Raw genomic sequence first — 25257 nt, 5'->3', positions numbered from 1 at the left:
AAAAAGTAATCATAACGCCTTAGACCTCTCAGCCTATTGGCATTGGGCGCTAACTTGGTTTTTATGGCTTAGAACTAAACTATAGGTGTAGCTTAGTGCTTTAAAGGTTGCGGAAATGCACAAAATACCAAAATAGCCACAATGCCTAATGCGCCCTATTGATAAGTAATGTCGGAGAAATGAAATGACAGCCCAGGAATTACTCGAACAGTTTGGACCTAGAGAATCCATGGACTATGACCTCGTCATCGTAGGGGGTGGTCCTGCAGGCTTATCCGCAGCCATTAAAGCAAAAAAACTAGCCGATGAATCCGGCAAAGAAATAAGCGTGTGCGTGCTTGAAAAAGGATCTGAAATCGGCGCGCACATCCTGTCTGGTGCCGTCATGGACCCTAGGGCATTAACTGAGCTCTTCCCCAACTGGAAGGAGTTAGGCGCGCCATTGGATACCGAAGTAAGCGAAGATCAGTTTTTATTTCTGACTAAAGAGAGCTCATTTCAAGTTCCAAACTGGATGCTGCCCCATTGTTTTAAGAATGAGGGCAACTATATTGTTAGCTTGGCCAATGTGACGCGCTGGCTAGGTCAACAGGCTGAGAACTTGGGCGTAGAAATCTTTCCAGGCTTTCCTGCTGCAGAAATTCTCTATAACGAGCAAGGCGCAGTTTGCGGCGTGATCACTGGTTCAATGGGTTTGGATAAAGCGGGTCAACCCACTGATCAATTTCAGCTCGGCATGGAATTGCGTGCCAAGTACACCCTATTTGCCGAAGGTTCGCGCGGACATTTAGGCAAACAACTGATTGCCAAGTTTGCCTTAGATCAAGATGCCGATCTACAAAGCTACGGCATTGGCATTAAAGAACTATGGGAAGTAGAGCCCTCCAAGAGTAAGCCTGGTCTAGTAGTTCATACCGCAGGCTGGCCATTGGAAAGTGATACCTATGGTGGCTCATTCTTATATCACTTAGGTGATAACAAAGTTGCAGTAGGCTTAGTAGTAGGGCTTTCTTATAAGAATCCCCACCTATCTCCGTTTGAAGAATTTCAGCGCTACAAGCTTCATCCGAAGATTCGTGAAACCTTTGAAGGTGGTAAGCGCCTAGCCTATGGTGCACGGGCGTTGACAGCGGGTGGCTTAAATAGCTTACCTAAAACTGTTTTCCCCGGTGGTGCACTCATTGGTTGTGATGCTGGATTCCTCAATGCCTCACGCATTAAAGGGAGTCATGCTGCTATTAAGACCGGCATGCTGGCTGCACAAGCAGCAGTTGCAGCGCTTGCTGAGAATCGTTCCGCTGATGTGCTGGCTGCCTATCCAAGTGCGTTCAAAAATAGCTGGCTCCATACTGAATTAAATCAGGCGCGCAACTTTAAGCCGTGGATGTCAAAAGGTTTGTATTTAGGCACCCTCATGGTTGGCCTTGAACAGAAAATTTTGGGTGGCAATATGCCCTGGACCATTCATTTAAAGCATGCAGATCATGAATGCTTAGAGCCAGCAGCGCAGCATCAAGCTATTGATTATCCAAAGCCGGATGGCAAGATTACTTTTGATCGGCTCTCATCGGTATTTATCTCCAATACCAATCATGCTGAGAATCAACCTGTTCATCTCACCTTAAAAGATGCGTCGGTACCCGTGAACTTGAATCTCAAAACTTATGCAGGCCCAGAGCAACGCTACTGCCCTGCTGGTGTGTATGAATATGTAGAAAAAGAGGGGCAACCGCAGTTGCAGATTAATTCGCAAAACTGTGTGCATTGCAAGACTTGTGATATCAAGGATCCAAGTCAGAACATTGTTTGGATTACCCCTGAAGGTGGTGGTGGCCCGAACTACGGATCAATGTAAAGCTGCTGATCCAGTTATCTCGGGCTAGTGGCGAGGTCGTAGCTTTCCAATTGCCATGCCCCCTAAGCCGCAGGCTAAAGCGGCCATCACAAAGACATTGCGAGGCTCAGTAGCATCCCATAGCCAACCAGCAAATAAACCGCCTAAGGTTCCGCCTAAGCCATAAGACACAGTTGCCATTAGAGCTTGTCCTCGAGCCTGAAGTGGGCCAGTAAACCAACGTTGTAATAGTTTTGTAGCAGCGCTATGGTGCGCCCCAAAAGTAGCGGCGTGCATGAGCTGAGCCAGAATCAATACCCAAGTGAGCGGGAAGAAGGCCATCAAGATAAATCGAAACACGCCTATGCCAAAAGCGATTTGCAAAACGACTTCGGCATCCAAGCGACTGAGCACTTTGCTCTGGAAATAAAAGAAGATCACTTCAGCTGCAACACCTAAGGCCCAGAACAAACCAATCTGAAATTTATCGTAACCTAAATCGGCCAGGTAAAGCGAATAGAAAACATACAAAGCAGCATGCGCAAAAATCATAAAAAATCCTGAGAGCAAGAACCAGCGCACATCCGGATTAAATAGAACAATCAGCAGTTCACCCTTGACCATCTTGCGACGCTCCATCTTAGGTTCATGCAAGCGAAAGGTAACCAAAGCCAAGAAGGTCAAAATCACCGCGCCCACGATGGGATAGAGCTCAATACCCTTGCGCTGAAATAATTCACCCGCAAATAAGACCATCGCTATAAAACCAATTGAGCCCCACAAACGCAAACGGCCGTAACGCTTATCAAATGAATTGTCTTTAAACAAGGCATGCACAGTTGCCGACTCACCCAATGGCATCAAGCTACTGAGGATGGTGTGCAATACAAACATCCAAATAAAAAATGCAACATAGCTATTGAGAAAAAAGATACTTAGAAAAGTGACTGCGGCTAAACATGCGCAAAAGCGAATGATGCCAATGCGATCCGATAGGTAGTCTGATAACCAACCCCAAGAGAATGGTCCCACTATTCGGGTGATTTGTAGCATGGACATTAAAACTGCAATCTCAATAACGCTAAAGCCACGATCTAAAAAAAAGAGGCTGGCATATGGAGAAACTAAACCAACATAAGCAAAATATAAAAAGAAAAAGGACCCGAAGGCCCAACGCACTGAAGGTGTCATTTTCTTTTTAGGTTTCTAAAGTGAATTTTGTATCAATCTTTTACAGAGTCGGGACGTGCAGCTGGGATCGAAGAAATAGGATGTTTCACATCGCCGCACTGAGCGCGGTGACGCAAAGCGTGGTCCATTAATACTAAGGCTAGCATCGCTTCAGCAATTGGAGTGGCACGAATACCAACACAAGGATCATGACGACCTTTGGTTTGCACGGTAATCGGCTTACCGTCTAAATCAACCGATTCTTTTGGGCTCAAAATACTAGAGGTTGGCTTAATGGCAATCGACACCCGCAAATCTTGACCAGTACTGATGCCGCCTACAGTGCCACCCGCATTATTACTAGCGAAACCATCTGGATGCAACTCATCACCATGCTCACTACCGCGTTGCGTTACTGACTTAAAGCCTGAGCCAATCTCAACACCCTTCACTGCATTGATGCCCATCATGGCATGAGCAATATCCGCATCTAACTTATCAAATAAAGGCTCGCCCAATCCAATCGGAACATTGCGCGCCCGCACTTCAATCTTCGCTCCGCAAGAATCCCCTGCTTTGCGCAGTCCATCCATATAAGCCTCTAACTGAGGAACGATATCGGCATTAGCAGCAAAGAAAGGATTGCTCTCAATCAGTGCTGCATCTTTAAATGGGATTTCAATTTCACCGAGTTGGCTCATGTAGCCATAAAACTCGGTGCCATATTGTTCTTTGAGCCACTTCTTGGCGATTGCAGCTGAAGCTACTACCGGCGCAGTCAATCTTGCTGAAGAGCGCCCGCCGCCACGAGGATCACGCAAGCCATATTTATAGTGATAAGCGTAATCAGCGTGACCGGGTCTAAATGTTTGCAGGATATTGCCGTAATCTTGGCTACGTTGGTCGGTGTTTCGAATTAATAAGCCAATGGGCGCACCCGTGGTTTTGCCTTCATAGACGCCAGACAGAATTTCAACTCTGTCAGCCTCTTGACGTTGGGTCACATGACGAGAGGTTCCCGGCTTGCGACGATCCAGATCAATCTGCAAGTCTGCTTCACACAGGGACATGCCTGGAGGGCAGCCATCAACAATAGCGCCAATAGCGGGACCGTGGGATTCACCAAAAGTGGTGACAGTAAAAAGAAGGCCTAAGGTATTTCCTGACATATTGACATTATGTCATTGCTCGGTGGCTTGGGCTAGGCTGAGCCTATGGGGTAGATTTTTCAGCCTCTTCTGGCCAGTCTCGGATGTAAGCCTTGAGCATGGTGTTTTCAAAGTCCTGAGCCTCAACAACGGATTTAGCCACGTCGTAGAAAGAAATCACGCCCATCAGCATCTTTTGATCAATCACCGGCAAGTAGCGGGCATGATCCACTAGCATCATGCGGCGAACCTCATCGATCTCTGTCTCCATATTGCAAGTCAGAGGCTTGGCATTCATAACGCTTTGAACCTTGAGCTCATCTAATTTGCCATGGTGTTTTGCTAAAGCTGCAATCACCTCACGAAATGTCAGGATACCGACGAGCTTGTCGTACTCCATCACTACCAATGAACCAATGTCGTGCTCGCTCATGACCAAGACGGCAGTTTGCAAAGCAGTATCCGGCGCCACCGTAAATAGTGTGCTGCCCTTTACGCGCAGTATGTCGCAAACTTTCATGTGATCTCCAAGAATGAGTTCTTATTCGACCAATATATGCTCATGCCCCCCAGGAATCAAGCGACATGGGAAGTATTTCAGTAACGAATAACCCTAAGCAACCCATTGCGAATGCTGGGAAGATTGGCAACCAAGACTGCCCCTGCCAAGGTAATCCACCAAGTAAGGTAAATCCAAATCAGCGCTAAGGGGAAGATCGCAAAAGCGCCATAGACCGTTTTGTAAAAGGCGACATTGGTCAGAAAGAGGCCAAAGCCAAACTTCATCAACTCAAAGGTCAGGGCTGCAAAAAAAGCACCACTGAAAGCATCACGCCACTCAATGTGGGTATAAGGGAGGATTTTGTAAACGACTGAAAATACGGACACAGCCAGTAGTACTGGCACCACCGTTGCCACAAACCCCAAACCAAAGCTCAGGGTTTCCGTCCACCCCTCTGCAGCACTAAATAGAAGACCACTTAAGTAGGTGCCAATACCCAAGAGAATGGGCCCCAATATGGTCGCAGAGGAATAAATCGCAACCTTCTTCAAAATAGGTCGACTTTCAACGACACGAAAGATCTGATTAAAGGCGCTTTCAATCACTGCCAATGTCATGATGGTCGTAATCACCAAGCCAAGCAAACCAATCAAGGTGAGGCCTTTGGCCTGAGCTGAAAATTGATCCAAGTAATTAAAGACCTGCTGATTTAAGCCCCCGGGCATATAGGTATCGAGCAACCAGGCCTGAAAGGCATACTTAATCCGCACCACACTGGGGAGATAGCCAATCAAAATGGAGGCGACAGTCAGCATGGGAATCAAGGCAAGCGTAGTAGTAAAGGCCAAGCTAGCGGCTACTTGCTTCAGATTTTGACCCCGGTTACGCTCCCAGATCTCTTTTCCAAGAGAGAGCCATAATTGAGGATTCTGTATGAGGCGCATCGCCCATATCATAAGAGATAAGAGAAGAATATGAGCCAATCCGACATTTTAGTTTTGTACTACTCACGCTACGGAGCGACCCGAGACTTAGCTCGACTTATTGCCGAGGGTATTGAGAGTATCCCGGGTGTTAACGCTAGACTACGCACCGTGCCAGCGATCTCCACAGTATGTGAAGCTACTGAATCTGCTGTCCCAGCTGATGGTGCACCCTATGTTGAATATGCCGATTTAAAAGAATGCATTGGTCTAGCCCTAGGCTCTCCTACGCGCTTTGGCAATATGGCCGCTCCGATGAAATACTTTTGGGATGCAAGCTCTTCAGAATGGCTCAATGGAGCTCTCATTGGTAAACCAGCCTGCGTCTTTACTAGTACGGGTAGCCTGCACGGCGGTCAAGAAAGCACCCTGCTCACCATGATGATTCCCCTGCTTCACCACGGCATGATGCTCATGGGTATTCCGTATAGCGAGCCTGACCTGATGAGCACCTCAAGCGGTGGGAGTCCTTATGGCGTTACCCACCTGGCGCATGCTGATGGTCGAGCGCCCATTAGCGCCGAAGAACAGCGCCTGGCTATTGCTCAAGGCAAGCGCTTGGCACTTGCAGCACTCAAACTCATTTAAGGCAATTCATGCTCAAAAGCTGGCTCTCCAAAAACCCTTACCAGCTGATCGCTACGGCAGCTTTTGTTGACCTGTTCATTCTGTGCGTTGCTTGGGAATGGTTTATCTCGCCACTCAGGCCAGGAGGCTCTTGGCTCATTCTCAAGGCTATCCCCTTGTTGTTTGCGATTCCGGGAATATGGAGAGGCAATGTCTACACCATGCAATGGGCCTCCATGCTGATCCTGCTCTATATCACCGAGGGCTTGGTCCGTATTTTGGAAACTGGAGTCAATTTCTGGATGGCCGCCCTAGAAACTACTATTGGAACAGTTGGGTTTATATGTCTGCTGATGTTCCTCAAACCCATCAAAGCGCGGGCTAAAGCAGCAAAAAAGGAGCGGGCTGCAGCGGAAAAGTAGCCTTAAGGGGTCAAAAACACTCGATTTGACCGGTTTTTGTCAATTTCTTTAAAAATATTACTTATTTCTGTCATCCCAGCCACTTTTCCATGCGTTGTATGCACATGGAGGTAGTAAAAATGTCAACAAGACTGAAACGTTGGGCCCGCACAATTGAACAGATCGACTTGTCCAAAAGGACGCCTGAAGTCGCTATTGGCTATTTAGACAGCAAATACCGCGACATCGCCTGGCGCTATATCCGCATTTTGGGCTTTGAGCGCACTATCAGCTTTATGGCCAGTAATAACTTCCACCCAGAATAATCCGCCTTGCTCAAAAAAACCCCAGAGGATCTCCTATCTGGGGTTTTTCAATTTGGATCCAGCCATTAGCGGGCATTAATTGCTACTTCTGGCCTTTAAAGCCTCTTCCAGCTGATTAATCTTGTTTTGCATCGCAGATATTTTTGCATTCAAGGCGCCTACATTTAAAAAGCTTTCGTCAGATACTTGCGCTTTGAGGTTATTTCCCCAGCCAAGCCAAGATGAGTCATAGACCTTTACTTTCTTAAAGCCAAGATTTTTGAGGACTGTAGCCGTTTCGGCAGCACGAACGCCGCTTTGGCAATAGACAACCGTCTCTTGATTGGGATCCAGGCTCGAATATAACTTTTTCAAATCCGCCTGGCTTTTTAAGCTCATCCCCGCATTATCAGATACCTGCTTCTTACCAAGTTTGATAGACGTTGCAGGATCCTGCCAATTTTCCTCGTAAGGAATATTAATCGCATTGGGAATATGTCCACCTCGAATTGCACGCACATCTTTGCCAGAAAACTCATCAGGAGTTCGCACGTCAATAATTTGAACCGATTTGGATTGAGCCAACTTCAACATCTCCTCATTAGTCACCAACAAATGAGGCTGAGGCACCAGTGTTACAGAGACAGCCGGCAGATTGGGGCGCTCCTTTTGCAGCGGCAATCCAGCCGATTTCCAAGCATCAATCCCATCATGATAGATTTGAGCCTGCTTACCGCCAAAGTAATGAATCGTATAAAGGCCGAAGTAAGCATAGGGATTTCCACGGGAGCCGTAAACCACAATATCTTTATTCACATCGAGTCCGGCAGCATTAAAAATGGATTGAATTTTTGCGGTGGCGATGTAGTCCTCTTTATTGGCATCCCTCAGAATATTGCCTGCATCACCAATATTGATGGCGCCAGGGATATGTCCCTCTAAGTAACTTTTTTCATCACGCACATCCCAAATAATTGCACCTCGGGATATGGCCTCCTGCACTTGCCCCATCTGAATAATGGCATCATTTTTTTGGGCGCTAACTAAGTAGCTTACGAGCAACAGGCTGATGGAGAGGATGTATTTCATGGGTAGGCGCATATAGATGTCTTCTTTTCAAAATAGGGCTTAGGATTAAATATTATCTCCTTGCTCTTGATGCGGAAGAAATACATAGAGCACCGAATTAAATATGGCACTAAGTGTCACAATCGCTTGAAACTCATCCCAATAAAACGTAGGATCAGAGGTTAGATATCAGCCATTTTGCAGATTGAATAAACAGTACTCTCTTGAAAGGAATACACCATGAGTCAGAAAAAATTAGTTAAGCAGTTATTGAAAAAACTAGATAAGCTCGAGGCAGATAGAGAAAAGCTAATCGACAAACTAGCAAAAGCGTTGGATAAGCTCGAGAAGAAAACTCCAGTTAAAAAGGTAGCCTCCAAAAAAGCAGTGGCAAAGAAAGCTACGGCTAAAAAGACTCCAGTTAAAAAAGTTGCAGCTAAGAAAGTACTAGCAAAAAAGGTCCCGGCTAAAAAAGTAGCAGTCAAAAAAGCTGTTGCGAAAAAAGTGATTTCAGCAACACCTACTGCTGAATAGCAAATTGCTTAGTGAAGGCTGCCCGTGAGTAAATCTGAAATTCATGAACATACTTACGAGGCAGACCTCAGACTTCTTCAAATTGAATTAGTCAAACTCCAGCGTCACATTATTCAAAAAGGTAAGCGTCTCTTAGTGATTTTCGAAGGGCGTGATACCGCTGGTAAAGATGGGTCCATTAAAAGTGTTACGGAAAATTTAAGTCCTAGAGATACTAGAGTCGTTGCCTTGAATAGGCCCTCCCCGCACGAGGAAGGGGAATGGTACTTCCAAAGATATGTTGGGCAACTTCCAAGCGCTGGTGAATTCGTATTATTCAACCGCAGTTGGTATAACCGTGCGGGCGTTGAAAAAGTCATGGGATTTTGTACTGATGCGCAGTACAAGCAGTTTATGAATACGGTCAATGATTTTGAGTCTCTGCTAGTCGGATCCAATATTCAGCTCATTAAATATTACTTGGATATCAGCAAAGAGGAGCAAGCCATTCGACTCAAGGATCGCGCTAAGGATCCACTCAAGCAATGGAAAATTAGTCCGATAGACCAAAAAGCACAGAGAATGTGGGACGCCTATTCAGATGCTAGAGACACTATGCTCAAGAAAACTAGCTCATCAGATGCTCCATGGACAGTCGTTAGTGCTAACGATAAAAGGCTTGCTCACCTTAATCTGATTGCCAATTTGTTGTCACAAGTTGATTACCCAAACAAAGACAAGAAGATCTTGAAGATTGACCCCAAGATTGTGCTGACTTGGCCTGTGAATTCTAAAAAACTACCGAAGCTCTCCGAATAGATTAACGATCTGCCATTGCCTGAATCTGAGCAACGGTGACATAGCCTCTGCCCTGCTCGTCAATTCTACTGAAATGGCTGTAGATTCGAGGCATACAGCCTTTGGCCTCATCCATAGTCAACTTACCATCTCGATTGGTATCGCATTTAGCAAAGCGTTCTTGAATTTCTCTATTACGTGAAGCTTCATCAGCGTAGACAGGAACTGCCAGAAACATGAACGTTGCTGTACCGATGAAGCATAAGTTACCAATAGGGAATCGCATGGAGACCCTTATTTTGTAGAAGTTGCTCTTGGATCAGCGGAAGTCTCCATTGCTACCCTGACCACCTTCTTAGCCATAGCTACAAATGATTCAACTGAACCACCACCCGTGCGGAAAGATTCACCCTGAATGGTGACTAAGCCCTCGCCAATCACTTCTTTAGTTTGGCTATCAGTAATTTTGCTCTCCACTAACATTGCTGGCGTTTTAGAGTTCACACCACCAGCATAAGCAGCTGCATTCATCGCCAAGCCAATCGGCGTAAAATTCCATGGCTGAAGGCTATCTGCCGAGCTCTCTGCACCAGTAATACCAACGGAGATTCGAGCAACACCTGAACCAGGTTGATTTACGATCTTAATATTGCCACGACTATTGACTGCATTCACCATGGAATCTTGCAATGCAATCTGCGCTTGATGAATCACCTCTGGAGAAATTTCCTTCGTAGCATTTTGGTTCAAGTAAATTGGATCTAAAATCACTGCGGTATAGGCGCCTGGATTAACCCCGTCTTTACGGTATCTCCAAATACGAGTATCAGCTTCAGATGTCGCCATCGGCACCAGCACCGAGTAATTTGGTAAAAAACCAGACTTGGGCATTGGCTGGCTTGCCAATTTAGGGGTGTTACTACAAGCAGCCAACAAAGTAGCTACAGAGATTGCTGCAACTAGAGCGCCTAATTTGTTCATATTTTCTTTCGGTGAATGATCTATGTGATCTTTGATTACGGTGCTGGGCAAGGCATCAGGCTACCTGATTTTTGATGAAGTTGTGGTTTGCACTCTACTGGAGAAGTAATGACTTTTGGAGTGGATGCCAAGCTAGAAGCAGATACTTGCACCACTTCGGCTTGAGCCACCTTGGACGCTATCGTATTTAGGGCCAGAGCAGATTTATAAAATTCTTTATCGGTGCCAGGGCATGGCATTAAAGCCCCCGTTTTAGAATTCATCACTGATTTACATTGTGGGTCAGCCTGCAACCTAGCCTCGAGCTTATCAACAGTGCAGGCACTGAGTTGAGTCAAGGTGAAAAATAAGGCAGTAACACGCAAATTAAGAGGCAGGTTCATAAAAATCATTCTAGGCTAAACGGGGACGCCTGAATAGTGGCAATATATGAAATCTATTTAACATGGCAACAGCACAGGAGATCAGTATGAATAAAGAAGCATTTGAAAAAGGCCTCAAAACTCGCCGCGAAGTACTGGGGGCGGATTATGTAGACAACTCTATCAAGAATGCCGACGCATTCAATATGCCTATGCAGGAATTAGTCACTGAGTATTGTTGGAATGAAATCTGGAATCGCCCTGGACTAGACCGCAGGACTAGAAGCATTATTAATTTATCCATGATTACCGCTTTAAATCGCCCCCACGAACTTAAGCTTCATGTGCGTGGCGCTATTAATAATGGGCTAAGCAAAGAAGATATTCAGGAGGTATTTTTGCAGGCTGCCATTTACTGCGGAGTGCCAGCAGCAATCGATAGCTTCCGATGCGCCAAGGAAGTTTTTGCTGAGATGGAAATTTAAGTCAATAATCTAAAATTTTTGAGAGGAAATCTTTGGCTCTTAACGATCTCGCTTCCGGATTGCCAAAGAACTCCTCCTTGCTGCAGTCCTCAATAATTTTGCCCTGATCCATAAAGATCACGCGGTGACTCACCTTACGAGCGAAGCCCATTTCATGAGTAACGCAGCACATCGTCATCCCCTCATGAGCGAGTTTCACCATCACATCTAGCACCTCACCTACCATCTCGGGGTCTAAGGCTGAGGTTGGCTCATCAAATAACATCACAATCGGATCCATACTCAAGGCACGGGCAATCGCTACTCGCTGCTGCTGGCCACCAGACAACTGCCCAGGAAACTTATCCTTTTGAGCCATTAGTCCAACACGCTCTAAATACCTAAGACCATGAGTCCTGGCTTCATCTACCGACCTACCTAAGACCTTCATTTGGGCAAGCGTCAGATTTTCGGTAACACTGAGATGCGGGAATAGCTCAAAGTGTTGAAATACCATACCAACACGTGAACGTAGTTTTGGTAAATCAGTTTTTGGGTCGTGTAGCGCAATTCCATCAACCCTAATCTCACCCGCCTGAAAAGGCTCAAGAGCGTTAATGGTTTTAATCAAAGTGGATTTGCCAGAGCCGGATGGTCCACAAATCACAACTACCTCACCTTTTTTAATCGAAGTAGAACAATCAGTGAGCACCTGAAATGAGCCATACCATTTAGAAACGTTTTGAAGTTCAATCATGATGATCTATTTAATTTGCACTAGGGAAGATTAGCGAATAATGGCGACTCTAGCTTGTATCTTGCGTACTAGCTTAGAAAGAGAGAAACAAATTAGAAAATAAGTTGCTGCAGCCAAAATATAAGTTTCAATTGGGCGGCCGTAATTTTTACCAGCAATCTCAAATCCCTTAAGTAAGTCATATGCGCCAATGGCATAGACCAATGAGGTATCTTGAAACAAGACAATGGTCTGGGTCATAAAAACAGGGATCATGTTTCTAAAAGCTTGGGGCAAAACTACAAGACGCATGTTCTGGCCATAAGTCATGCCCAAAGCCTCACCTGCATAGCTCTGCCCCTTTGGTACGGATTGAATACCAGCGCGCACAATCTCTGAGAAAAATGCCGCCTCAAATGCAATGAAAGTAATTGTGGCTGAGAGATCTGCGCCAATGGGTCTGCCAATCAACATCGGGATGAGCAAGAAAAACCAAAGAATCACCATCACCAAGGGTATGGACCTCATGGTATTGACATAGAAGGTGGCTGGATATACCAAGAATGATTTTCCAGACAAACGCATTAACGCCAAAAATGTCCCGAATAGGATGCCGCCAACCGTTGCAAAGATAGTCAACTGAACACTAAATACCAAGCCCTTCAGAATATAGTTAGTAAATAATTCCCAGTTATAAAAACTCAGGTCTAAGTTCAACATCCCATCAATCCTATTAACCTTTAGTGAGCTAAGCTTGCATCATGAGAAATAATAAAACCCGGAATACAGCTACGCTTTTCAATCAGAGTCATCACTCGATTCACCGCGAATGCCGAGAGCGCGTATAACAAAGTCACTGCTAAATAGATTTCAACGCCCTTAGATGTTTCTTCTTGGGCCTGCATTGCAAATAAGGTCAGTTCGGGTACAGAAACCGCAAAAGCTACTGAAGAGTTTTTAATGAGATTCATGCTCTCAGAAGTCAGTGGTGGCATCACAATCCGTAATGCCATTGGCAAGATAACGTAACGATAACTTTGTACGGTTGTTAAACCCAATGCAGTTGCAGCAGCCCTTTGTCCGCTTGGCAGTGCCTGAATACCCGCCCTAACCTGCTCAGCTATACGAGCAGATGTGAAGAAACCAAGAGCAATACTCACCAACCAATATGATGGCAAGGACTTTAAGGGCAATACGAAAGATGGAATAACGTGATACCAAAGAAATACTTGAACCAAGATGGGGATATTTCTAAATAGCTCTACCCAAGCAGTAGCAATACGAATTAGCCATCTATTCAGAGGGCTAGTAGCTGGCAAAGTACGTAATGTACCTATCACTGCGCCAACAGTAAAAGCAATAATCAAACCTATTGCGGCTACTGCTAAAGTCCAGCCCCAGGCCTTTAATAGCCAATCAAGATAGCTTGGATCACTATTCTGAGCAAACCCAAAGACAGCGGAGAAACAGTGCTCAACTATCTCTCCATCTAGGGTGTTCTTACAAAAGACGCCTAGATCTAAAGACATATTGAAGACCCTGCTACGGGTACTAGTGAAGACTTATCAAATTCAATCACTTCTTGTTGTAATCTTCCGCCGGCTTATCATTCAAATTAGCCCAAGCGTTTTTAGTTGCCGGAGATAATTCAAGACCTACGATAATATTTTTTGGTGGGATTGGTTTCAAAAACCATTTATCCCAAAGCTTAGGCATATTGCCATTAGCAACAATCTTGGCAATTGCGGCATTCACAGCAGCCTTAAATTCTGGATCATTTTTGGGGACCATGATGGCGATAGGCTCAGTTGCCAACACCTCACCAACAATCTTGTAATCCTTTGGATTCTTAGAGTTAGCAATGTTGCCCGCCAGAATGGAGCCATCCATTACAAACGCATCTGCGCGACCCGACTCTAGCAATAAAAAGCTATCGGCGTGATCCTTACCAAATACTTCGTCAAAATTAACGCCGTTGGCTTTTTCATGTTTGCGTAATAACTGTACTGAAGTAGTGCCAGTCGTGGTTGCGATTTTTTTTCCTGCTAGTTGCGCGATGGAAGTAATTCCTGAGTTTGCCTTTACGGCAATTCGTACCTCCTCAACATATAAAGTATTAGCAAAGCCTACATCTTTAGCACGCGCAGAATTATTAGTAGTAGTACCGCACTCAATATCTACAGTACCGTTTTGCACTAAAGGTACACGGTTTTGTGAAGTTACGGGTTGATAGTTAATGCGCAGAGTGCTCATACCTAACTGGTCTTTAATGCTACCCAAAACCATTCGGCAAACTTCAACATGGTAACCATCAAAACGGCTATCACCAGTGGTATAGGACATAGGAATAGAGGATTCACGTACACCCATAGTGATTGCACCGGTTGATTTCATCTTATCCATTGTTGCGCTAGCAGACAAAACATTTGTAGCGCCCAAAAATAATGTTGTAGCGATCAAGTACTTAGTGCTGAGTTTTTTACTTTTCACGAATATCTCCCTTTTGCTATAGATATCAATATATTAATAGCCAGTATATCGATACGAAAAAAGTAAAGCCATTTTCGTAATCATTAATAAAGGGGCTACTTACTTAGTAAGATTTGAGTGGGCAAGCTAAGCCTCCGAAGGGGTGTCCCTTTAAAGTGGAAAATAACCACAAATCTCGCTTGAAACGCCACCAAGATTCAAGCAGCTCATCACTAAATTACTGCAATTGTGACATGTAGTGGGCAATTGCTTTTAGATCATCATCATTCATACCGTACAGGCCCTCTAGAATTCATCTTTTTCATATAAAACTGAGAGTTTATAGCTGAGGGCTTATTGTGAAATTTGGCATACCCAGCACGATTCAAACGTGCAACCTACGACTTAACAAATGCAATCATCTGTCATAGTCACTGGCAAATTGATGGTTTGTATCTCGATGGTGGGCTTCATCATTTCGGACAGCAATCACTACATCACGCAAGGTTGCATTGGCATCAAGTTTCCAATAATCAATAGCAATCTTAGGGGCAGGGATATTGGGTGTGCGTCCCTCATCAATTTCTTTTAAATATTCGGTATAGGAGTAAACAGCCTCTTCCTCAAAATAGCCGACTATGCGATGTGCTGTTCTTGGAAAAAACACATAAATAATGAAAAAGAAATTCCAGAAAATGGCTTGTGTAATCAAGACCAAATAGCGCTCAAATATATTGGGCTTTGCAATCTCGATAAAGGTCATTAAATGCATTCTTTCGTTCTCCGCTTCTGCTAAAAGCGTGCGAATCTTTGGTCCATAGCCTACCTTCATACTGCGTAGACTTGTTAAATGAGTCCACATACCAGCAACCATTCCCGGAACTCCTGCGACGGTTTCTAAAACAACAGCTCGGTGCCCGTAACGTTTCTTAAAAAAAGCATCAGCAAAAAAACGCATGCCCTTTGTAAAAGACAGAGCGACTCGATCAGAAAATTCAATGGGGGTGTAGTGAATGGGGTCTTTCATAACAAATACTTTAAGTGTTTTTTGACTTTTGTGCCCGCAAGTCTCTGTTTTACTTACACGGAGCCTTAATATTTGGCCTGCCAAGTACGATTCGAATGTGCGCCCTACTCCTTAGAAGAATTCGTGGCCGCTCGAATATCTCATTATTTCAATGACTTACAGTATATAAATGGCACTGTGCAAAGACTTTTTTGCCCAATGAGATAGCGCCTGCCATTAAAGAAGATTACTTAGAGCTAGATAGATCCGATATTGATATTTATGGAAGAATGTCTACTAATCAGTTTTAAAAAGGAAAAGTCAACATGTCAATATTTCGCACCGTTCTATCGTTAGCATTTATGTTGATTATGGCTAATCAGTCATTTGCTCAGGCAATCTCTAAGGACTATCAAAAAAATTGTGCTCGCGAACAAGCAGCCGAGCATCAAGGCATTAAAGGCAAAGCCCTTACTGAGGAAGACTTTACAGTTTATTGCGCTTGCCAAGCAGACTACATTTCTAAAAATGCTTCCAATGGACAAGTCAAAGAGTTGCTGATGAGTCCAAAAGTAAAGCCTGAATGGCTCAAAGTTATAGAGTTAAAAGCAATGAAGGCCTGTATTTCAGATCCTAAAATGAATACATAGCATTTCTATATACCAATACAACATCAGTATTAAATCGACGCTTAAAGTGAACTAAATGGATAACTTCGGTCCCGTTATCTTAATTGAAGTAGTGCTGATCTTCGGAGGGGTTTTACTATTTGCATGGTGGCAATTGCGAGACCTTAAAAAGGAGCGAGAAAAAGATCTGAAGAAGAGAGAGAAAAATCAAAGTCATTAGCATTTTTTGATTTAATAGGTGGGCCTGCTCAGCGCAATTCCAACGTGCGGTCTAAGCCATAAAAAAACCCCAGCTATTTCTAACTGGGGATGTTGATTGACTATCAGGCTGGAGTAAATGATTTTGAAGACTTGCAGAAGTCCACTATTAGCTCTGAAAAGCCAAGGTGGCGAGCATTCATTTTTCTAAAGCCCTCTAATTCGGCAATCACTGGTGAAACTTCATTTTTATAGGAAGCATCCTCATACCCAGGGTGAAAAGGGGCTTCTTGGACTAGTTTATTGCTCATGATATGTATCCTTATTCAGTAAATGGAAATTAAAATAATTGATCCGCATTTGCAAAAACTGAATTAGCTCGGAAGTATGTACATACGAAATCTCCTAAAGTGCCATATCAATATGGCTGCCGCTCCCCCTGTCCCTGATACCTGAGAGATTCACACTACAGCGTGGCTGAGTGCTTGCTCCTTCGGTGCACCATAAAAATGGTGTCTCTCCAGACGGCTATTTAGGATAAGCAGTACCTTCCTGATGGATACCTGAGCGTTCATGGGAGTTTGCGCCTTCGGTGGAGATAAGATCTCACTCTCCTGCTTGCGAAAAAGTATATCCTTAAGATTGGTATCTATTCAAGTGTTATTTAAAGCAATCGGTGTTTTGGACAAGTTCTCGTTATATTGGACAACTTAGTAGATGTTGTTTTAGCTTCTGAAATTGATTGCAAAGCATTGATTTAAAAGGATGGGGGTAGAACTTATTTGGCCTGCCCAGCACGATTCCAACGTGCAACCTACGCCTTAGAAGAATTCGTGGCTTCTGGAATATTTTTATGTTTCAATGACTTACATTGCAAAAATTCAACTGAGCAATAAGTTCGAGGGTTAATTACCCTTAAAAGCGCTGGCTAAATATATTTTAATTTCACAAGCAACCCGACCTTAAGCCATAACTCAGAGAGGATGATTGGACTGTCAAAACCATGGGATTGAGTCAGTTCAATGTGCAATATTTTTCTTAAGCCGCAGAATGAGCAGTGCTACAAGACCTACAAGCATTACATACAAGGAGATCAAAACCGCTCCTTTGCTATGGGCATAGCTAAAACTAGAATAGGCTAAATAGGCGGATGCCAAACAGAATATCAATGGGGTAATCGGATATAGCGGTACAGAAAATACCCGAGTTTTCTGATCCTTTACTCGCAAAATAAACAGACTAATACCCACTAAGAATAAGAAACTCCAAAATACGGGGGCAGTAAACTCGACCATAGCTTCAAAGCCATCACTTTGTAAAGCACCAAAGCCAACTAAGGCGAGGCTAATAACACCTTGTATCAGATAGGCGAACACAGGAGTACCGCGGGAAGATTCCCAATGGGCCATTTTACGAAGACCATACCAATCCTCACCCATTGCAAAGTTGGTTCGGGCTCCAACAATCATCGTGGCATTTATGCTAGTTAGCGCAGCAACCGCTACAAAAAGGCCGAGTAACTTCTCTCCGATCGGACCAAAAGCAAGACCAAGTAGGTCGGCGGATGCTGCCTTGCTATTGGCCAACTGCTTTAAACCTAGGCCATTAATGAGTGCCATGTTTACTAAAATATAAATAATCGAGATGATTAAAAGACTGAAGGCAATCACCCGGACAATCGTATGAAGACTTCCTTTTAGTTCGGCTGAAATATAAGCAGACTCGTTCCAACCACCAAAAGTGAGCAAGACAAAAACCATTGCGAGACCCAACATCCCAAATTGCGGTGTACTAGAAAATAAAGGAGGATTTACAACGGGTGGCAGTGGGGAAGTGAAAAGACCAAAACCAGCAATAATGATGGCTATCAGACCAGAAATTTCTAAAACTGTTAATACCGTTTGTATATTGGCTGATGCCTGAATACCAAGCAAGTTGATGATAGTCAGGACTACAACTATCACCGCTGCCCAGTAAATATCTGAGTGAGACCCTAAGGGGATCACCTTGGTCATGTAATCACCAAAGACAAAAGCGAGCAATGCAATTGATCCAGTATTGATCACCATCGCTTTAGCCCAGCCATATAAGAAAGAAACATTCTTACCGTAGGCCCTGGTTAAAAAATGATAATCTCCGCCTGCATGAGGGTAAAGAGTTGCCAGTTCGGCATAACAAAGAGCGCCGGCAAGGGAGATGATGGCTCCCCCCACCCAAAGGGTAAGAGCCCAACCCACATCACCAGTAATCTCAGCTACTAAGGATGGTGTTTTAAAGATGCCAGCACCAATGACGATGCCAACAATAATTGCAACAGCCCCTAAGGGGCTGAGTAGGCGCTGAGGCAAAGCCCCCGAATCATTAACTGACATCCAATGAAATCTTAAAGACGCTTACCAGTAATTTTGTTGTCGTTGTAAGACCTACTTTTATAGATGCCCTTGATCTCATTATTATCTACAGTCAACATCACAAAATGTGAACTTTTATCACGATCAAGGTATGTGAAGCTCAGAGTTGACCCATCTAATTTAGGGTTGAGAAGAGGTTGTGAATCATTGCCAATTTGAATACTACCGCCTATTTTTTGGAAATACTGAGACAGTTTTAAAATCGTCCTACTTGGCTCCATTCCAGAAATTAACCATTCTCCCTGCACTTGAGCAGGAACAACCCAATAGTAAGCTTTAGCAGGACTATCGATTTCAATATCCGCATCCCAATCACCCATATTAAATGCATGTGATGTTACCCGCGTGCCAGGCTTCATCTTTAATATCGTAGGACGTAAGGCGATATTTAATTCAGGCAATAAATACATGGTGACCACAGATGCCTTACTAAAATCTTCTACAAAGATATCACCATTAATAATCTTCACGCGATCGCCAACTCCAGAGCGATTAACATTACGCTGGGCTAATTCTGCCATTGCGGGATTAAATTCGATTCCAACAGCTCGCGCACCAAAATCTTTCGCAGCTGCAATCGCTATTCTGCCATCGCCAGAGCCAAGGTCATAGACTAAATCGTTAGAATTGACTTTGGCAGTTTTTAACATGATGGCAAGTAACTCGTTCGTAGTAGGTACCCAAACCACGTCTTTACCCTCTTGACCAACTCGAGGCTTATATTGATCATCGCCACCGTCTAAGACGCCTTGGGCAAATGTATTGAGAGTATAAAAAGCACTGAAAATAGTAAACCAAACTTTAAAATACTTCATAAAATTTCCATAAAAGAAAGTAGTTAGATGATTTATACAGTGAAGAACTAAGAAAAGACATAGCAGAGTAAATATTCTGATTTGACTTAATTATTTTAGACTATTCAGAAAAATACGTATTTCAACAAATGCACCCTAAAGAAGATCTGTCGTAGAGGAAATTTATAGGCAGAGTGATTTTGGCTATTACTAAACCAAGCTGAGTGCCGGACGAAGTTGGATATTTTGGCCTGCCCAGCACGATTCGAATCTGCAACCTACGCCTGAGAAGAATTTATAGCCGCTGGAAAGTCTATATATTTTAATGGCTTACAGTGTAAAAATGGCACTGTGCAATACATAAGTACTGCTTAAAAGACAAAATCCTCATCTAGCTTTCAACGCTCAATAAGCATTATTTGACAAAATTCATGCAATCATGCAATCATGCAATAATGCTGCATGAATATAGGAGAATGTCATGGGCGCAGTTATAGATCACCAAGTTATTAAATCAATTGGATCGAGTGGGCAAATCTCGCTTGGAAAAGAATATGCAGGACGTCAAGTTCTAGTTGAAAACCCAGAGCCTGGAGTTTGGTTGATTCGTACTGCCACTGTTGTTCCAGATAATGAAAAGTGGATGCATACGCCAGCCCTTAAAAAGGATTTAACTGCTGCTTTAGCTTGGGCACAAAAAACACCCGCTAAAGTAAGCGACCTTTCTAAATTAAAAATGGCTAAAGCGCATGGCACAAAGCGTAAAGCCTGAGCCATTAGTCGAACTCGATCTTAATAGTCCTGTTTTTAAATCCGCCTGGAGTGATTTAGAGCTAGCTGAGCAAGAAAAGGCATTTGCTACCTTTAATAAGCGCACACAACTAACCTGGAATCAGGTCTATAGAGATAAGGGCTTGAAATGGGAAAAGATTCACAGTATTGCAGCCCCTAAAAATATTGAAGCGCTCTACTCCTTTCGTGTAAGCAAATCGATTCGAGGGATTGGCTTTAGAGAAAATCACTTTTTACGAGTCTTATTGATAGAGCCAGACCATGATGCCGCTTATGGGAAAAAATAGTTAGGGTGACTAGCAGCTGTAAATTTATGCGCTCGGTGCTGGATGTAAACCATGTGTCCGGTCCGGACCCTAGTAAAGTGGCCTGCCCAGCACGATTCGAACGTGCGACCTACGCCTTAGAAGAATTCGTGGCTGTTCAAAAGTCTTTATATTTCAATGACTTAGACTCATAAATCGGGACTGTGCAATAAACTGTGCAATTATTTTTGGGTGATATTTGGCCACCTGCATTGGTTACTGTCGGTTCACCCGACAGCGTTGCACCAGGGCTGAGATAAAGTGTTGCTTTACATAAAGCAGATCTTCGCCTTACTTACCGATGGTAGGCTCAAAACGACCCAAAGCAGCCTCTCAAAAAACAACTAGAAAATAGATTTAGCGGTTTAATAAAAGGCGAATGGCTTTGATGGGGATGCAGCGCCACTAGTATGGCAGCATCGTCACCAAACTAGGATTAAGTAACTACAACTACGTAGCTGAGTTTCCCCAAGAAATTCTGCCAGCACAGCGCCTTGATCCGGCTTTCTTACAGACTATCTTATGGTGCCGGCGCTACGATCTAAATAAGAGGTTTGATAGTTAGTCTTTACAAAAGGTCTTTTTAATATGCGTCAATAGTAATTAAGGATTTCTGTGTATGCTTAAACCGCATTTAAAAGATTTTTTAAATCCTTTATGCGCTATATAAGTATCTAGCTGCCATACTCATCTGACTACAAAACGATCCTAGACAGTGAACCAGCCCCCTATTAAGAGGGCTTTTTAATTAATGCGAGTTAAGCCAACTTAAGAGGCTGTGATTAAATTTTTCTGCTTGCTCCATTAAGAAAAAATGGCTAGCATTTTCAAATAAGATGGTTTGCGAATCCTGAATTCCACTACTGAGAGTATGCGTAGCAGTTAATGAACAAATAGGATCGCTTGTTCCTGCCATGATTAAGGTTGGCTGCTTGATCAGAGCCAATTGGGTGCTTGTATCATGATTTTGACATGCTTCATTCTGACGAATGTAGCATGCTGGTAATCTGGTTTCGCCACCAATTAAGGATTCAATCTTTTTCACTTGCTCTTGCTTGTGGTTAAAAAAATCAGCAGATACAAAGTTTTGTACTGAGTGACGGGCATGATCCGCCCAATTCATGCGCCATTCAAGCGCCTCCCGCATATTAAACAGAACACGACGCCCTAGAGGATCCAAAATAGCGAATGATGCACACAACACCAAGGATTTCACACGCTCAGGGGACATTAGTGCCATATGCTGCGCTACCGCACCACCCATCGAGCGACCGACGATGTGTGCCGACTGCACACCAAGAGAATCCATCAGGCCCAAGGTATCTTTTGCCAAATCTTGGGTACTAATAGGCTCATCAATTTGGGTGCTTTTTCCTGCTCCACGGTTATCAAAAGCAATAACCCTGTAATGATCTTTCAAGATTTGAATCTGACTAGTCCAGGCACTGTAATCGCCAGCCAAGCCATGAATCAAGACAACAGGAATACCTTCACCAATATCTAAATACTGAATATCGTATTTACCAATTTTGCTAGTTTTTAAGTGCTCTTCCATTGCTCCGCTCACTATTCCACACTCAAATGACTTTGTAATTCATTTTGCTTTTCATTAAAAAGCGCCTTAGTTCCAGAAAACACTACCTTGCCTCCATTGAGCAAAACAATATCATCTGCAACACTTAAAGCAAGACTGAGATTTTGCTCAACCAATACAATCGAAATAAATGGCTTGAGCATCGCAATAATATTGCCAACTTCTTTAACGATTTGCGGAGCTAAACCCTCAGATGGCTCATCTAACAACAATACTTTTGGGTTGGTCATCAACGCCCTACCAATAGCAAGCATCTGCTGCTCGCCCCCTGACAAGCTCCCTGCAACTTGATTTTGACGTTCTTGAAGGCGCGGGAAAAACTGAAATATATCTTCAAGAACCCATTTTCGGCAACTTGCGGAACGAGGCGTTTGATAGGCTACCTCAAGATTTTCTTTCACCGATAGGCTAGGGAAAATACGTCGCCCTTGCGGAACAATCCCAATGCCTGCTTTGCAAATCTTCTCAGGAGAGAGTTTTTGCAATGGCACCCCGTCAAGCTCAATTAAGCCATTACGCTCAGCTAGAAAGCCAATAATAGAACTAATACAGGTTGTTTTTCCAGCGCCGTTTCTTCCAAGGAGTGCAAGTACAGTATCTCTTTTTAAGTCAAAGGAAACGTCGTAAAGAATATGGCTATCGCCATAAAAAGCATTCAAGCCCTCGACCCTCAAAATAGTATTAGTGGCCAAGATATATCTCCTTGGTACGGGGATCATTTACTACCTCTTGACGCGTACCACTTGTAATCACTTCACCATAGTGCAATAGCGTTACTCGATCAGCGAAAGCTAAGGCAACTGCCATATCGTGCTCAATCATCAGTATGGTGATAGCGCGATTAATGCCTTGTAGCAATGTCGTAATCGTTTCACGCTCTTCAGTAGACAGGCCTGCTAAAGGCTCATCCAGCAATAAGATAGTTGGATTTTGAGCCAAGGCCATAGCAATCTCAAGTCGACGCTTCTCACCGTACGATGTTTGCTCTAAAGGCAAATAGGCTTTGGAGTCCAGCCCTACCTTTTCTAAAATATCTAGCGCTTTTTTATCTAAGGCACGCTCTGTCGAGAATGCGCCCCAACACTTCCAACGCAGCGACATTTTTCCTAACAATGCCAATTTCACGTTCGAGATTAAATTATCCTTACCAAAGAGCGTCAAGATTTGATAAGTTCTAGCTAGATCGAGTTGCGCACGCTTAGCAGTCGTGAGCTTGGTAATATTTTTCCCATTGAGCCTAATGGAACCTGAGTCAGAGGCTAAGTCTCCTGCGATTAAATTAAATAGTGTCGTTTTGCCTGCGCCATTTGGCCCAATTAACAAGTGCCGCTCTCCTGGGTTCACACTAAGATTAACTCCTTTGGTTACCTTAAGGCCACCAAAAGATTTGCTTAAATCAGAAACTTCAAGAATAGGACTCATTTTTTACTTGGGTGTATTAAATGCGCTTTTAATGCGCATAAATCCAGCAACAATTCCACCTGGAATAAACATCACAATGAAAATAAATACCAAGCCGAGGAGAGTGACCCAATGATCAACATATTGACTTGCCACATTCTTTAGTAGCATCACCAAGGCAGCTCCAATGACTGGCCCAGCTAAAGTGCCAGCACCACCAGCAATCACCATCAGTAGCATTTCAGCAGAATTGGCCAATGACAGACTATGGGGGCTAATAAATTGGTGATAGTAGACGTACATGATGCCGCCAATAGACCCAAAGAAGCCGCAGGCTGTAAAAGTAATCCAGCGAATTAACCAGACATTAAAACCGAGCGCACTCATACGACGAGGCTGATCTTTAGTTCCTCGGATAGTGGCTCCAAAAGGAGATCGCACTAAGACTGCAATCGCAATCCAAACCAACAAAAAGATGAACAGAGTAAAGTAATAAAAATAACTAGCCTCTCCCAAATCCAAACCAAAAAATGGCGGTCTTGTAATACCAGATATTCCATTATCGCCACCGGTAACGCTAGCCCAGCGATAAGCTAAGCCCCATAGAATCTGACCGAACGCCAAAGTAATCATTAAAAAACTAATGCCTGTTGCACGCAGGGCAATCAAACCAAAGATTCCTGCAATGACGGTAGTTCCGATGATTGCAATCGCCGCAGTACTTGCATGATCCCATCCCAACTTTACTGTCAGCCAACTACTGATATAGGCTGCTAGGCCAAGATACCCTGCATGGCCTAGAGAGGTTAAGCCAGCATATCCCACAAGTAAATTCAAGCTCATTGCAAAAATTGCAGCAATGAGAATTTGGCTCGCTAAGTTAGTGTAATAAGTGCCCCCAAGAATCAAAGGGAGGGCAAGTAGTACCGCGAAAATGGCAATATAAAAAATGCGGTTCAAGCAGTTATCCTTCCGAACAAGCCACGTGGTCTAACTGCCAGAATGATGAGCATTGGTAAAAACAAGATGATGTAAGCCAAGTCTGGAAAAAGCGCTTGACCAAAACTGTAGATAAATCCAATGAGGAAGCTGCCAATGAATGCACCCATTAAACTACCGAGACCCCCCAAGATCACCACTACCAATGCAATTGGCAGCATATCCGCATCTAAGCCTGGGTAAACTGAAAGAATTGGGGCTGCAGCAATACCACCCACCCCTGCTAATGCAGCACCCAAACAAAAAACAATTGAAAACAATTTGGTAGCTGGTACACCAATACCTTGTGCCATTTGGCGATCATCAACACTGGCACGAATCATGACACCAAGTTTGGTTTTTTCTAGTAATAGCCACAAACCAAGCGCAATAAAGATACTAAAAATTACTAAAGCAATTCTGTAAAGAGGAAACGTTTGCCCGAATATCTGAACACCGCCACTCAGAAAACTGGGTGCAGCGACTGGACGAGGATCACCACCCCAAAACCAAAGACTACAATCGGCAATGACGAAAGCAACCCCTAAAGTCGCCAATACCTGAGACAAGCTGTTGCCGGCAAGGCGACGCAAAATTAACCACTCAACAATGCAGCCCAAAAGACCAATCGCTATCCCTGCAGCCAAAATGGCTAAATAGAAAGAGTGCCCCGCCTCGATCACGCTTAACCCAACATAAGCGCCCAACATGAAATAAGCACCATGTGAAAGATTAGCGATACGCATTAATCCGAAAATTAATGAAAAGCCTGCTGCTAGGGTGAAAAGAACTCCCCCTAGAGCAAGGCTATTGAGGCTCTGAATTAGCCAAAAAGACATTATTAAAGA

General features: G+C 43.8%; 31 protein-coding genes and 1 riboswitch. Of the genes, 10 read left to right on the top strand and 21 right to left on the bottom strand.

Features of this window, described 5'->3' with window-relative positions; translation table 11 throughout:
- Positions 1 to 184: 184 nt before the first annotated feature.
- A complete protein-coding gene (locus ICN26_RS06635) occupies positions 185 to 1855 on the top strand; it encodes an electron transfer flavoprotein-ubiquinone oxidoreductase (RefSeq protein WP_216267715.1) in 1671 nt (556 codons plus the stop codon).
- A 24-nt stretch (positions 1856 to 1879) separates the two neighbouring features.
- Here the strand turns inward: ICN26_RS06635 and ICN26_RS06630 are convergent, their stop codons facing one another.
- The 4 genes from ICN26_RS06630 to ICN26_RS06615 all read right to left on the bottom strand — a co-directional run bounded on the left by ICN26_RS06630 (position 1880) and on the right by ICN26_RS06615 (position 5598).
- Positions 1880 to 3025 (bottom strand): MFS transporter, encoded by a 1146-nt coding sequence (locus ICN26_RS06630; RefSeq protein ID WP_216267714.1) that lies wholly within the window; start codon positions 3023 to 3025, stop codon positions 1880 to 1882.
- Between the two features lie 32 nt (positions 3026 to 3057).
- Positions 3058 to 4173: a chorismate synthase gene (gene aroC, locus ICN26_RS06625; protein WP_216267713.1), complete on the bottom strand. Its 1116-nt coding sequence runs from the start codon at positions 4171 to 4173 to the stop codon at positions 3058 to 3060.
- 43 nt (positions 4174 to 4216) lie between these two features.
- Positions 4217 to 4672: a CBS domain-containing protein gene (locus tag ICN26_RS06620; protein WP_216267712.1), complete on the bottom strand. Its 456-nt coding sequence runs from the start codon at positions 4670 to 4672 to the stop codon at positions 4217 to 4219.
- Between the two features lie 77 nt (positions 4673 to 4749).
- Positions 4750 to 5598 carry a YihY family inner membrane protein gene (locus ICN26_RS06615; protein WP_216267711.1) on the bottom strand — a complete coding sequence of 283 codons (849 nt, stop codon included), beginning with the start codon at positions 5596 to 5598 and terminating at the stop codon, positions 4750 to 4752.
- A 30-nt stretch (positions 5599 to 5628) separates the two neighbouring features.
- Between ICN26_RS06615 and wrbA the strand changes: the two genes are divergently transcribed.
- The 3 genes from wrbA to ICN26_RS06600 all read left to right on the top strand — a co-directional run bounded on the left by wrbA (position 5629) and on the right by ICN26_RS06600 (position 6931).
- Complete coding sequence (gene wrbA / locus ICN26_RS06610) at positions 5629 to 6225, top strand: NAD(P)H:quinone oxidoreductase (RefSeq protein WP_216267710.1); 597 nt, start codon at positions 5629 to 5631, stop codon at positions 6223 to 6225.
- Between the two features lie 8 nt (positions 6226 to 6233).
- Positions 6234 to 6626, top strand: coding sequence for a DUF2069 domain-containing protein (locus ICN26_RS06605; RefSeq protein ID WP_216267709.1), 393 nt, complete (start codon positions 6234 to 6236; stop codon positions 6624 to 6626).
- Positions 6627 to 6745: 119 nt separating this feature from the next.
- Positions 6746 to 6931 (top strand): hypothetical protein, encoded by a 186-nt coding sequence (locus tag ICN26_RS06600; protein WP_046330073.1) that lies wholly within the window; start codon positions 6746 to 6748, stop codon positions 6929 to 6931.
- 75 nt (positions 6932 to 7006) lie between these two features.
- Here the strand turns inward: ICN26_RS06600 and ICN26_RS06595 are convergent, their stop codons facing one another.
- The gene (locus ICN26_RS06595) at positions 7007 to 7999 is read right to left on the bottom strand and encodes a sulfurtransferase (RefSeq protein ID WP_216267708.1); all 993 of its coding nucleotides are present in this window, start codon (positions 7997 to 7999) and stop codon (positions 7007 to 7009) included.
- A 219-nt stretch (positions 8000 to 8218) separates the two neighbouring features.
- On the opposite strand from ICN26_RS06595, the gene ICN26_RS06590 reads away from it, so the two are divergent.
- Together ICN26_RS06590 and ppk2 are read left to right on the top strand one after the other, a co-directional pair.
- A complete protein-coding gene (locus tag ICN26_RS06590; protein ID WP_216267707.1) occupies positions 8219 to 8512 on the top strand; it encodes a serine/threonine protein kinase in 294 nt (97 codons plus the stop codon).
- A 24-nt stretch (positions 8513 to 8536) separates the two neighbouring features.
- Positions 8537 to 9310 carry a polyphosphate kinase 2 gene (gene ppk2 / locus ICN26_RS06585; RefSeq protein ID WP_369411803.1) on the top strand — a complete coding sequence of 258 codons (774 nt, stop codon included), beginning with the start codon at positions 8537 to 8539 and terminating at the stop codon, positions 9308 to 9310.
- 1 nt (position 9311) lies between these two features.
- Here the strand turns inward: ppk2 and ICN26_RS06580 are convergent, their stop codons facing one another.
- From ICN26_RS06580 to ICN26_RS06570, 3 genes are read right to left on the bottom strand one after another with little or no spacing between them, the layout of a single operon-like run.
- Positions 9312 to 9575 carry an EF-hand domain-containing protein gene (locus ICN26_RS06580; RefSeq protein ID WP_255534423.1) on the bottom strand — a complete coding sequence of 88 codons (264 nt, stop codon included), beginning with the start codon at positions 9573 to 9575 and terminating at the stop codon, positions 9312 to 9314.
- A gap of 8 nt (positions 9576 to 9583) precedes the next feature.
- Positions 9584 to 10270, bottom strand: a complete 687-nt coding sequence (locus ICN26_RS06575) for a DUF3313 domain-containing protein (RefSeq protein WP_216267706.1) — start codon at positions 10268 to 10270, stop codon at positions 9584 to 9586.
- Positions 10271 to 10305: 35 nt separating this feature from the next.
- Positions 10306 to 10653, bottom strand: coding sequence for a hypothetical protein (locus tag ICN26_RS06570; protein WP_216267705.1), 348 nt, complete (start codon positions 10651 to 10653; stop codon positions 10306 to 10308).
- A gap of 86 nt (positions 10654 to 10739) precedes the next feature.
- Between ICN26_RS06570 and pcaC the strand changes: the two genes are divergently transcribed.
- A complete protein-coding gene (gene pcaC / locus ICN26_RS06565; protein WP_216267704.1) occupies positions 10740 to 11117 on the top strand; it encodes a 4-carboxymuconolactone decarboxylase in 378 nt (125 codons plus the stop codon).
- 1 nt (position 11118) lies between these two features.
- Here pcaC and ICN26_RS06560 read toward each other — a convergent pair whose 3' ends face one another.
- The 5 genes from ICN26_RS06560 to ICN26_RS06540 all read right to left on the bottom strand — a co-directional run bounded on the left by ICN26_RS06560 (position 11119) and on the right by ICN26_RS06540 (position 15328).
- Positions 11119 to 11853 carry an amino acid ABC transporter ATP-binding protein gene (locus ICN26_RS06560; RefSeq protein WP_216267703.1) on the bottom strand — a complete coding sequence of 245 codons (735 nt, stop codon included), beginning with the start codon at positions 11851 to 11853 and terminating at the stop codon, positions 11119 to 11121.
- A gap of 30 nt (positions 11854 to 11883) precedes the next feature.
- Complete coding sequence (locus ICN26_RS06555) at positions 11884 to 12552, bottom strand: amino acid ABC transporter permease (RefSeq protein WP_216267702.1); 669 nt, start codon at positions 12550 to 12552, stop codon at positions 11884 to 11886.
- 20 nt (positions 12553 to 12572) lie between these two features.
- A complete protein-coding gene (locus tag ICN26_RS06550) occupies positions 12573 to 13361 on the bottom strand; it encodes an amino acid ABC transporter permease (RefSeq protein ID WP_216267701.1) in 789 nt (262 codons plus the stop codon).
- 46 nt (positions 13362 to 13407) lie between these two features.
- Entirely contained in the window at positions 13408 to 14292 is an 885-nt protein-coding gene (locus tag ICN26_RS06545) for an amino acid ABC transporter substrate-binding protein (RefSeq protein ID WP_255534483.1), read from the bottom strand.
- A gap of 427 nt (positions 14293 to 14719) precedes the next feature.
- Positions 14720 to 15328, bottom strand: coding sequence for an alternative oxidase (locus ICN26_RS06540; protein WP_216267700.1), 609 nt, complete (start codon positions 15326 to 15328; stop codon positions 14720 to 14722).
- Between the two features lie 305 nt (positions 15329 to 15633).
- Here ICN26_RS06540 and ICN26_RS06535 point away from each other — a divergent pair, with 305 nt between their 5' ends.
- Positions 15634 to 15957: a hypothetical protein gene (locus ICN26_RS06535; protein ID WP_216267699.1), complete on the top strand. Its 324-nt coding sequence runs from the start codon at positions 15634 to 15636 to the stop codon at positions 15955 to 15957.
- Between the two features lie 302 nt (positions 15958 to 16259).
- Here ICN26_RS06535 and ICN26_RS06530 read toward each other — a convergent pair whose 3' ends face one another.
- The 3 genes from ICN26_RS06530 to ICN26_RS06520 all read right to left on the bottom strand — a co-directional run bounded on the left by ICN26_RS06530 (position 16260) and on the right by ICN26_RS06520 (position 19360).
- Positions 16260 to 16445 carry a hypothetical protein gene (locus ICN26_RS06530; protein ID WP_216267698.1) on the bottom strand — a complete coding sequence of 62 codons (186 nt, stop codon included), beginning with the start codon at positions 16443 to 16445 and terminating at the stop codon, positions 16260 to 16262.
- Between the two features lie 118 nt (positions 16446 to 16563).
- Positions 16564 to 16668, bottom strand: a riboswitch (glycine riboswitch).
- 485 nt (positions 16669 to 17153) lie between these two features.
- On the bottom strand, positions 17154 to 18506 hold the full coding sequence (locus ICN26_RS06525; RefSeq protein WP_216267697.1) for an APC family permease: 1353 nt from the start codon (positions 18504 to 18506) through the stop codon (positions 17154 to 17156).
- An 11-nt stretch (positions 18507 to 18517) separates the two neighbouring features.
- Entirely contained in the window at positions 18518 to 19360 is an 843-nt protein-coding gene (locus tag ICN26_RS06520; RefSeq protein ID WP_216267696.1) for a methyltransferase domain-containing protein, read from the bottom strand.
- A gap of 460 nt (positions 19361 to 19820) precedes the next feature.
- Here ICN26_RS06520 and ICN26_RS06515 point away from each other — a divergent pair, with 460 nt between their 5' ends.
- Positions 19821 to 20111 (top strand): hypothetical protein, encoded by a 291-nt coding sequence (locus tag ICN26_RS06515; RefSeq protein WP_216267695.1) that lies wholly within the window; start codon positions 19821 to 19823, stop codon positions 20109 to 20111.
- Complete coding sequence (locus ICN26_RS06510; protein ID WP_216267694.1) at positions 20089 to 20418, top strand: hypothetical protein; 330 nt, start codon at positions 20089 to 20091, stop codon at positions 20416 to 20418. The genes ICN26_RS06515 and ICN26_RS06510 overlap by 23 nt, the downstream gene beginning before the upstream one ends.
- A gap of 766 nt (positions 20419 to 21184) precedes the next feature.
- On the opposite strand, the gene ICN26_RS06505 is transcribed toward ICN26_RS06510, so the two are convergent.
- Genes ICN26_RS06505 through ICN26_RS06485 form a run of 5 tightly spaced genes read right to left on the bottom strand, consistent with a single transcriptional unit; the run spans position 21185 to position 25248 of the window.
- A complete protein-coding gene (locus ICN26_RS06505) occupies positions 21185 to 22003 on the bottom strand; it encodes an alpha/beta fold hydrolase (RefSeq protein ID WP_369411801.1) in 819 nt (272 codons plus the stop codon).
- On the bottom strand, positions 22003 to 22722 hold the full coding sequence (locus ICN26_RS06500) for an ABC transporter ATP-binding protein (protein ID WP_255534422.1): 720 nt from the start codon (positions 22720 to 22722) through the stop codon (positions 22003 to 22005). The genes ICN26_RS06505 and ICN26_RS06500 overlap by 1 nt, the downstream gene beginning before the upstream one ends.
- The gene (locus tag ICN26_RS06495) at positions 22712 to 23452 is read right to left on the bottom strand and encodes an ABC transporter ATP-binding protein (RefSeq protein ID WP_216267693.1); all 741 of its coding nucleotides are present in this window, start codon (positions 23450 to 23452) and stop codon (positions 22712 to 22714) included. Before ICN26_RS06495 ends, ICN26_RS06500 begins: the two co-directional genes overlap by 11 nt.
- 3 nt (positions 23453 to 23455) lie before the next feature.
- Entirely contained in the window at positions 23456 to 24391 is a 936-nt protein-coding gene (locus tag ICN26_RS06490; protein WP_255534421.1) for a branched-chain amino acid ABC transporter permease, read from the bottom strand.
- On the bottom strand, positions 24388 to 25248 hold the full coding sequence (locus tag ICN26_RS06485) for a branched-chain amino acid ABC transporter permease (RefSeq protein ID WP_216267692.1): 861 nt from the start codon (positions 25246 to 25248) through the stop codon (positions 24388 to 24390). Before ICN26_RS06485 ends, ICN26_RS06490 begins: the two co-directional genes overlap by 4 nt.
- Positions 25249 to 25257 lie beyond the last annotated feature (9 nt).

Source organism: Polynucleobacter hallstattensis (assembly GCF_018881835.1).
In the GTDB taxonomy this organism is placed as follows: Bacteria; Pseudomonadota; Gammaproteobacteria; order Burkholderiales; family Burkholderiaceae; genus Polynucleobacter; species Polynucleobacter hallstattensis.
This window is presented reverse-complemented; position numbering and strand designations above follow the sequence as displayed.

Bases quoted from the DNA above. Each gene is read 5' to 3' on its own strand.
- ICN26_RS06580 (WP_255534423.1), bottom strand. From the start codon at position 9,575: ATGCGATTCCCTATTGGTAACTTATGCTTCATCGGTACAGCAACGTTC.
- ICN26_RS06570 (WP_216267705.1), bottom strand. From the start codon at position 10,653: ATGAACCTGCCTCTTAATTTGCGTGTTACTGCCTTATTTTTCACCTTG.
- ICN26_RS06615 (WP_216267711.1), bottom strand. From the start codon at position 5,598: ATGCGCCTCATACAGAATCCTCAATTATGGCTCTCTCTTGGAAAAGAG.
- ICN26_RS06525 (WP_216267697.1), bottom strand. From the start codon at position 18,506: ATGTCAGTTAATGATTCGGGGGCTTTGCCTCAGCGCCTACTCAGCCCC.
- ICN26_RS06540 (WP_216267700.1), bottom strand. From the start codon at position 15,328: ATGAAAGACCCCATTCACTACACCCCCATTGAATTTTCTGATCGAGTC.
- ICN26_RS06550 (WP_216267701.1), bottom strand. From the start codon at position 13,361: ATGTCTTTAGATCTAGGCGTCTTTTGTAAGAACACCCTAGATGGAGAG.
- ICN26_RS06520 (WP_216267696.1), bottom strand. From the start codon at position 19,360: ATGAAGTATTTTAAAGTTTGGTTTACTATTTTCAGTGCTTTTTATACT.
- ICN26_RS06485 (WP_216267692.1), bottom strand. From the start codon at position 25,248: ATGTCTTTTTGGCTAATTCAGAGCCTCAATAGCCTTGCTCTAGGGGGA.
- ICN26_RS06560 (WP_216267703.1), bottom strand. From the start codon at position 11,853: ATGATTGAACTTCAAAACGTTTCTAAATGGTATGGCTCATTTCAGGTG.
- ICN26_RS06635 (WP_216267715.1), top strand. From the start codon at position 185: ATGACAGCCCAGGAATTACTCGAACAGTTTGGACCTAGAGAATCCATG.
- wrbA (WP_216267710.1), top strand. From the start codon at position 5,629: ATGAGCCAATCCGACATTTTAGTTTTGTACTACTCACGCTACGGAGCG.
- ICN26_RS06595 (WP_216267708.1), bottom strand. From the start codon at position 7,999: ATGAAATACATCCTCTCCATCAGCCTGTTGCTCGTAAGCTACTTAGTT.
- pcaC (WP_216267704.1), top strand. From the start codon at position 10,740: ATGAATAAAGAAGCATTTGAAAAAGGCCTCAAAACTCGCCGCGAAGTA.
- ICN26_RS06605 (WP_216267709.1), top strand. From the start codon at position 6,234: ATGCTCAAAAGCTGGCTCTCCAAAAACCCTTACCAGCTGATCGCTACG.
- ICN26_RS06575 (WP_216267706.1), bottom strand. From the start codon at position 10,270: ATGAACAAATTAGGCGCTCTAGTTGCAGCAATCTCTGTAGCTACTTTG.
- ICN26_RS06555 (WP_216267702.1), bottom strand. From the start codon at position 12,552: ATGTTGAACTTAGACCTGAGTTTTTATAACTGGGAATTATTTACTAAC.
- ICN26_RS06510 (WP_216267694.1), top strand. From the start codon at position 20,089: ATGGCACAAAGCGTAAAGCCTGAGCCATTAGTCGAACTCGATCTTAAT.
- ICN26_RS06590 (WP_216267707.1), top strand. From the start codon at position 8,219: ATGAGTCAGAAAAAATTAGTTAAGCAGTTATTGAAAAAACTAGATAAG.
- ICN26_RS06515 (WP_216267695.1), top strand. From the start codon at position 19,821: ATGGGCGCAGTTATAGATCACCAAGTTATTAAATCAATTGGATCGAGT.
- ICN26_RS06600 (WP_046330073.1), top strand. From the start codon at position 6,746: ATGTCAACAAGACTGAAACGTTGGGCCCGCACAATTGAACAGATCGAC.
- aroC (WP_216267713.1), bottom strand. From the start codon at position 4,173: ATGTCAGGAAATACCTTAGGCCTTCTTTTTACTGTCACCACTTTTGGT.
- ICN26_RS06620 (WP_216267712.1), bottom strand. From the start codon at position 4,672: ATGAAAGTTTGCGACATACTGCGCGTAAAGGGCAGCACACTATTTACG.
- ICN26_RS06535 (WP_216267699.1), top strand. From the start codon at position 15,634: ATGTCAATATTTCGCACCGTTCTATCGTTAGCATTTATGTTGATTATG.
- ICN26_RS06630 (WP_216267714.1), bottom strand. From the start codon at position 3,025: ATGACACCTTCAGTGCGTTGGGCCTTCGGGTCCTTTTTCTTTTTATAT.
- ICN26_RS06530 (WP_216267698.1), bottom strand. From the start codon at position 16,445: ATGAGCAATAAACTAGTCCAAGAAGCCCCTTTTCACCCTGGGTATGAG.
- ICN26_RS06495 (WP_216267693.1), bottom strand. From the start codon at position 23,452: ATGAGTCCTATTCTTGAAGTTTCTGATTTAAGCAAATCTTTTGGTGGC.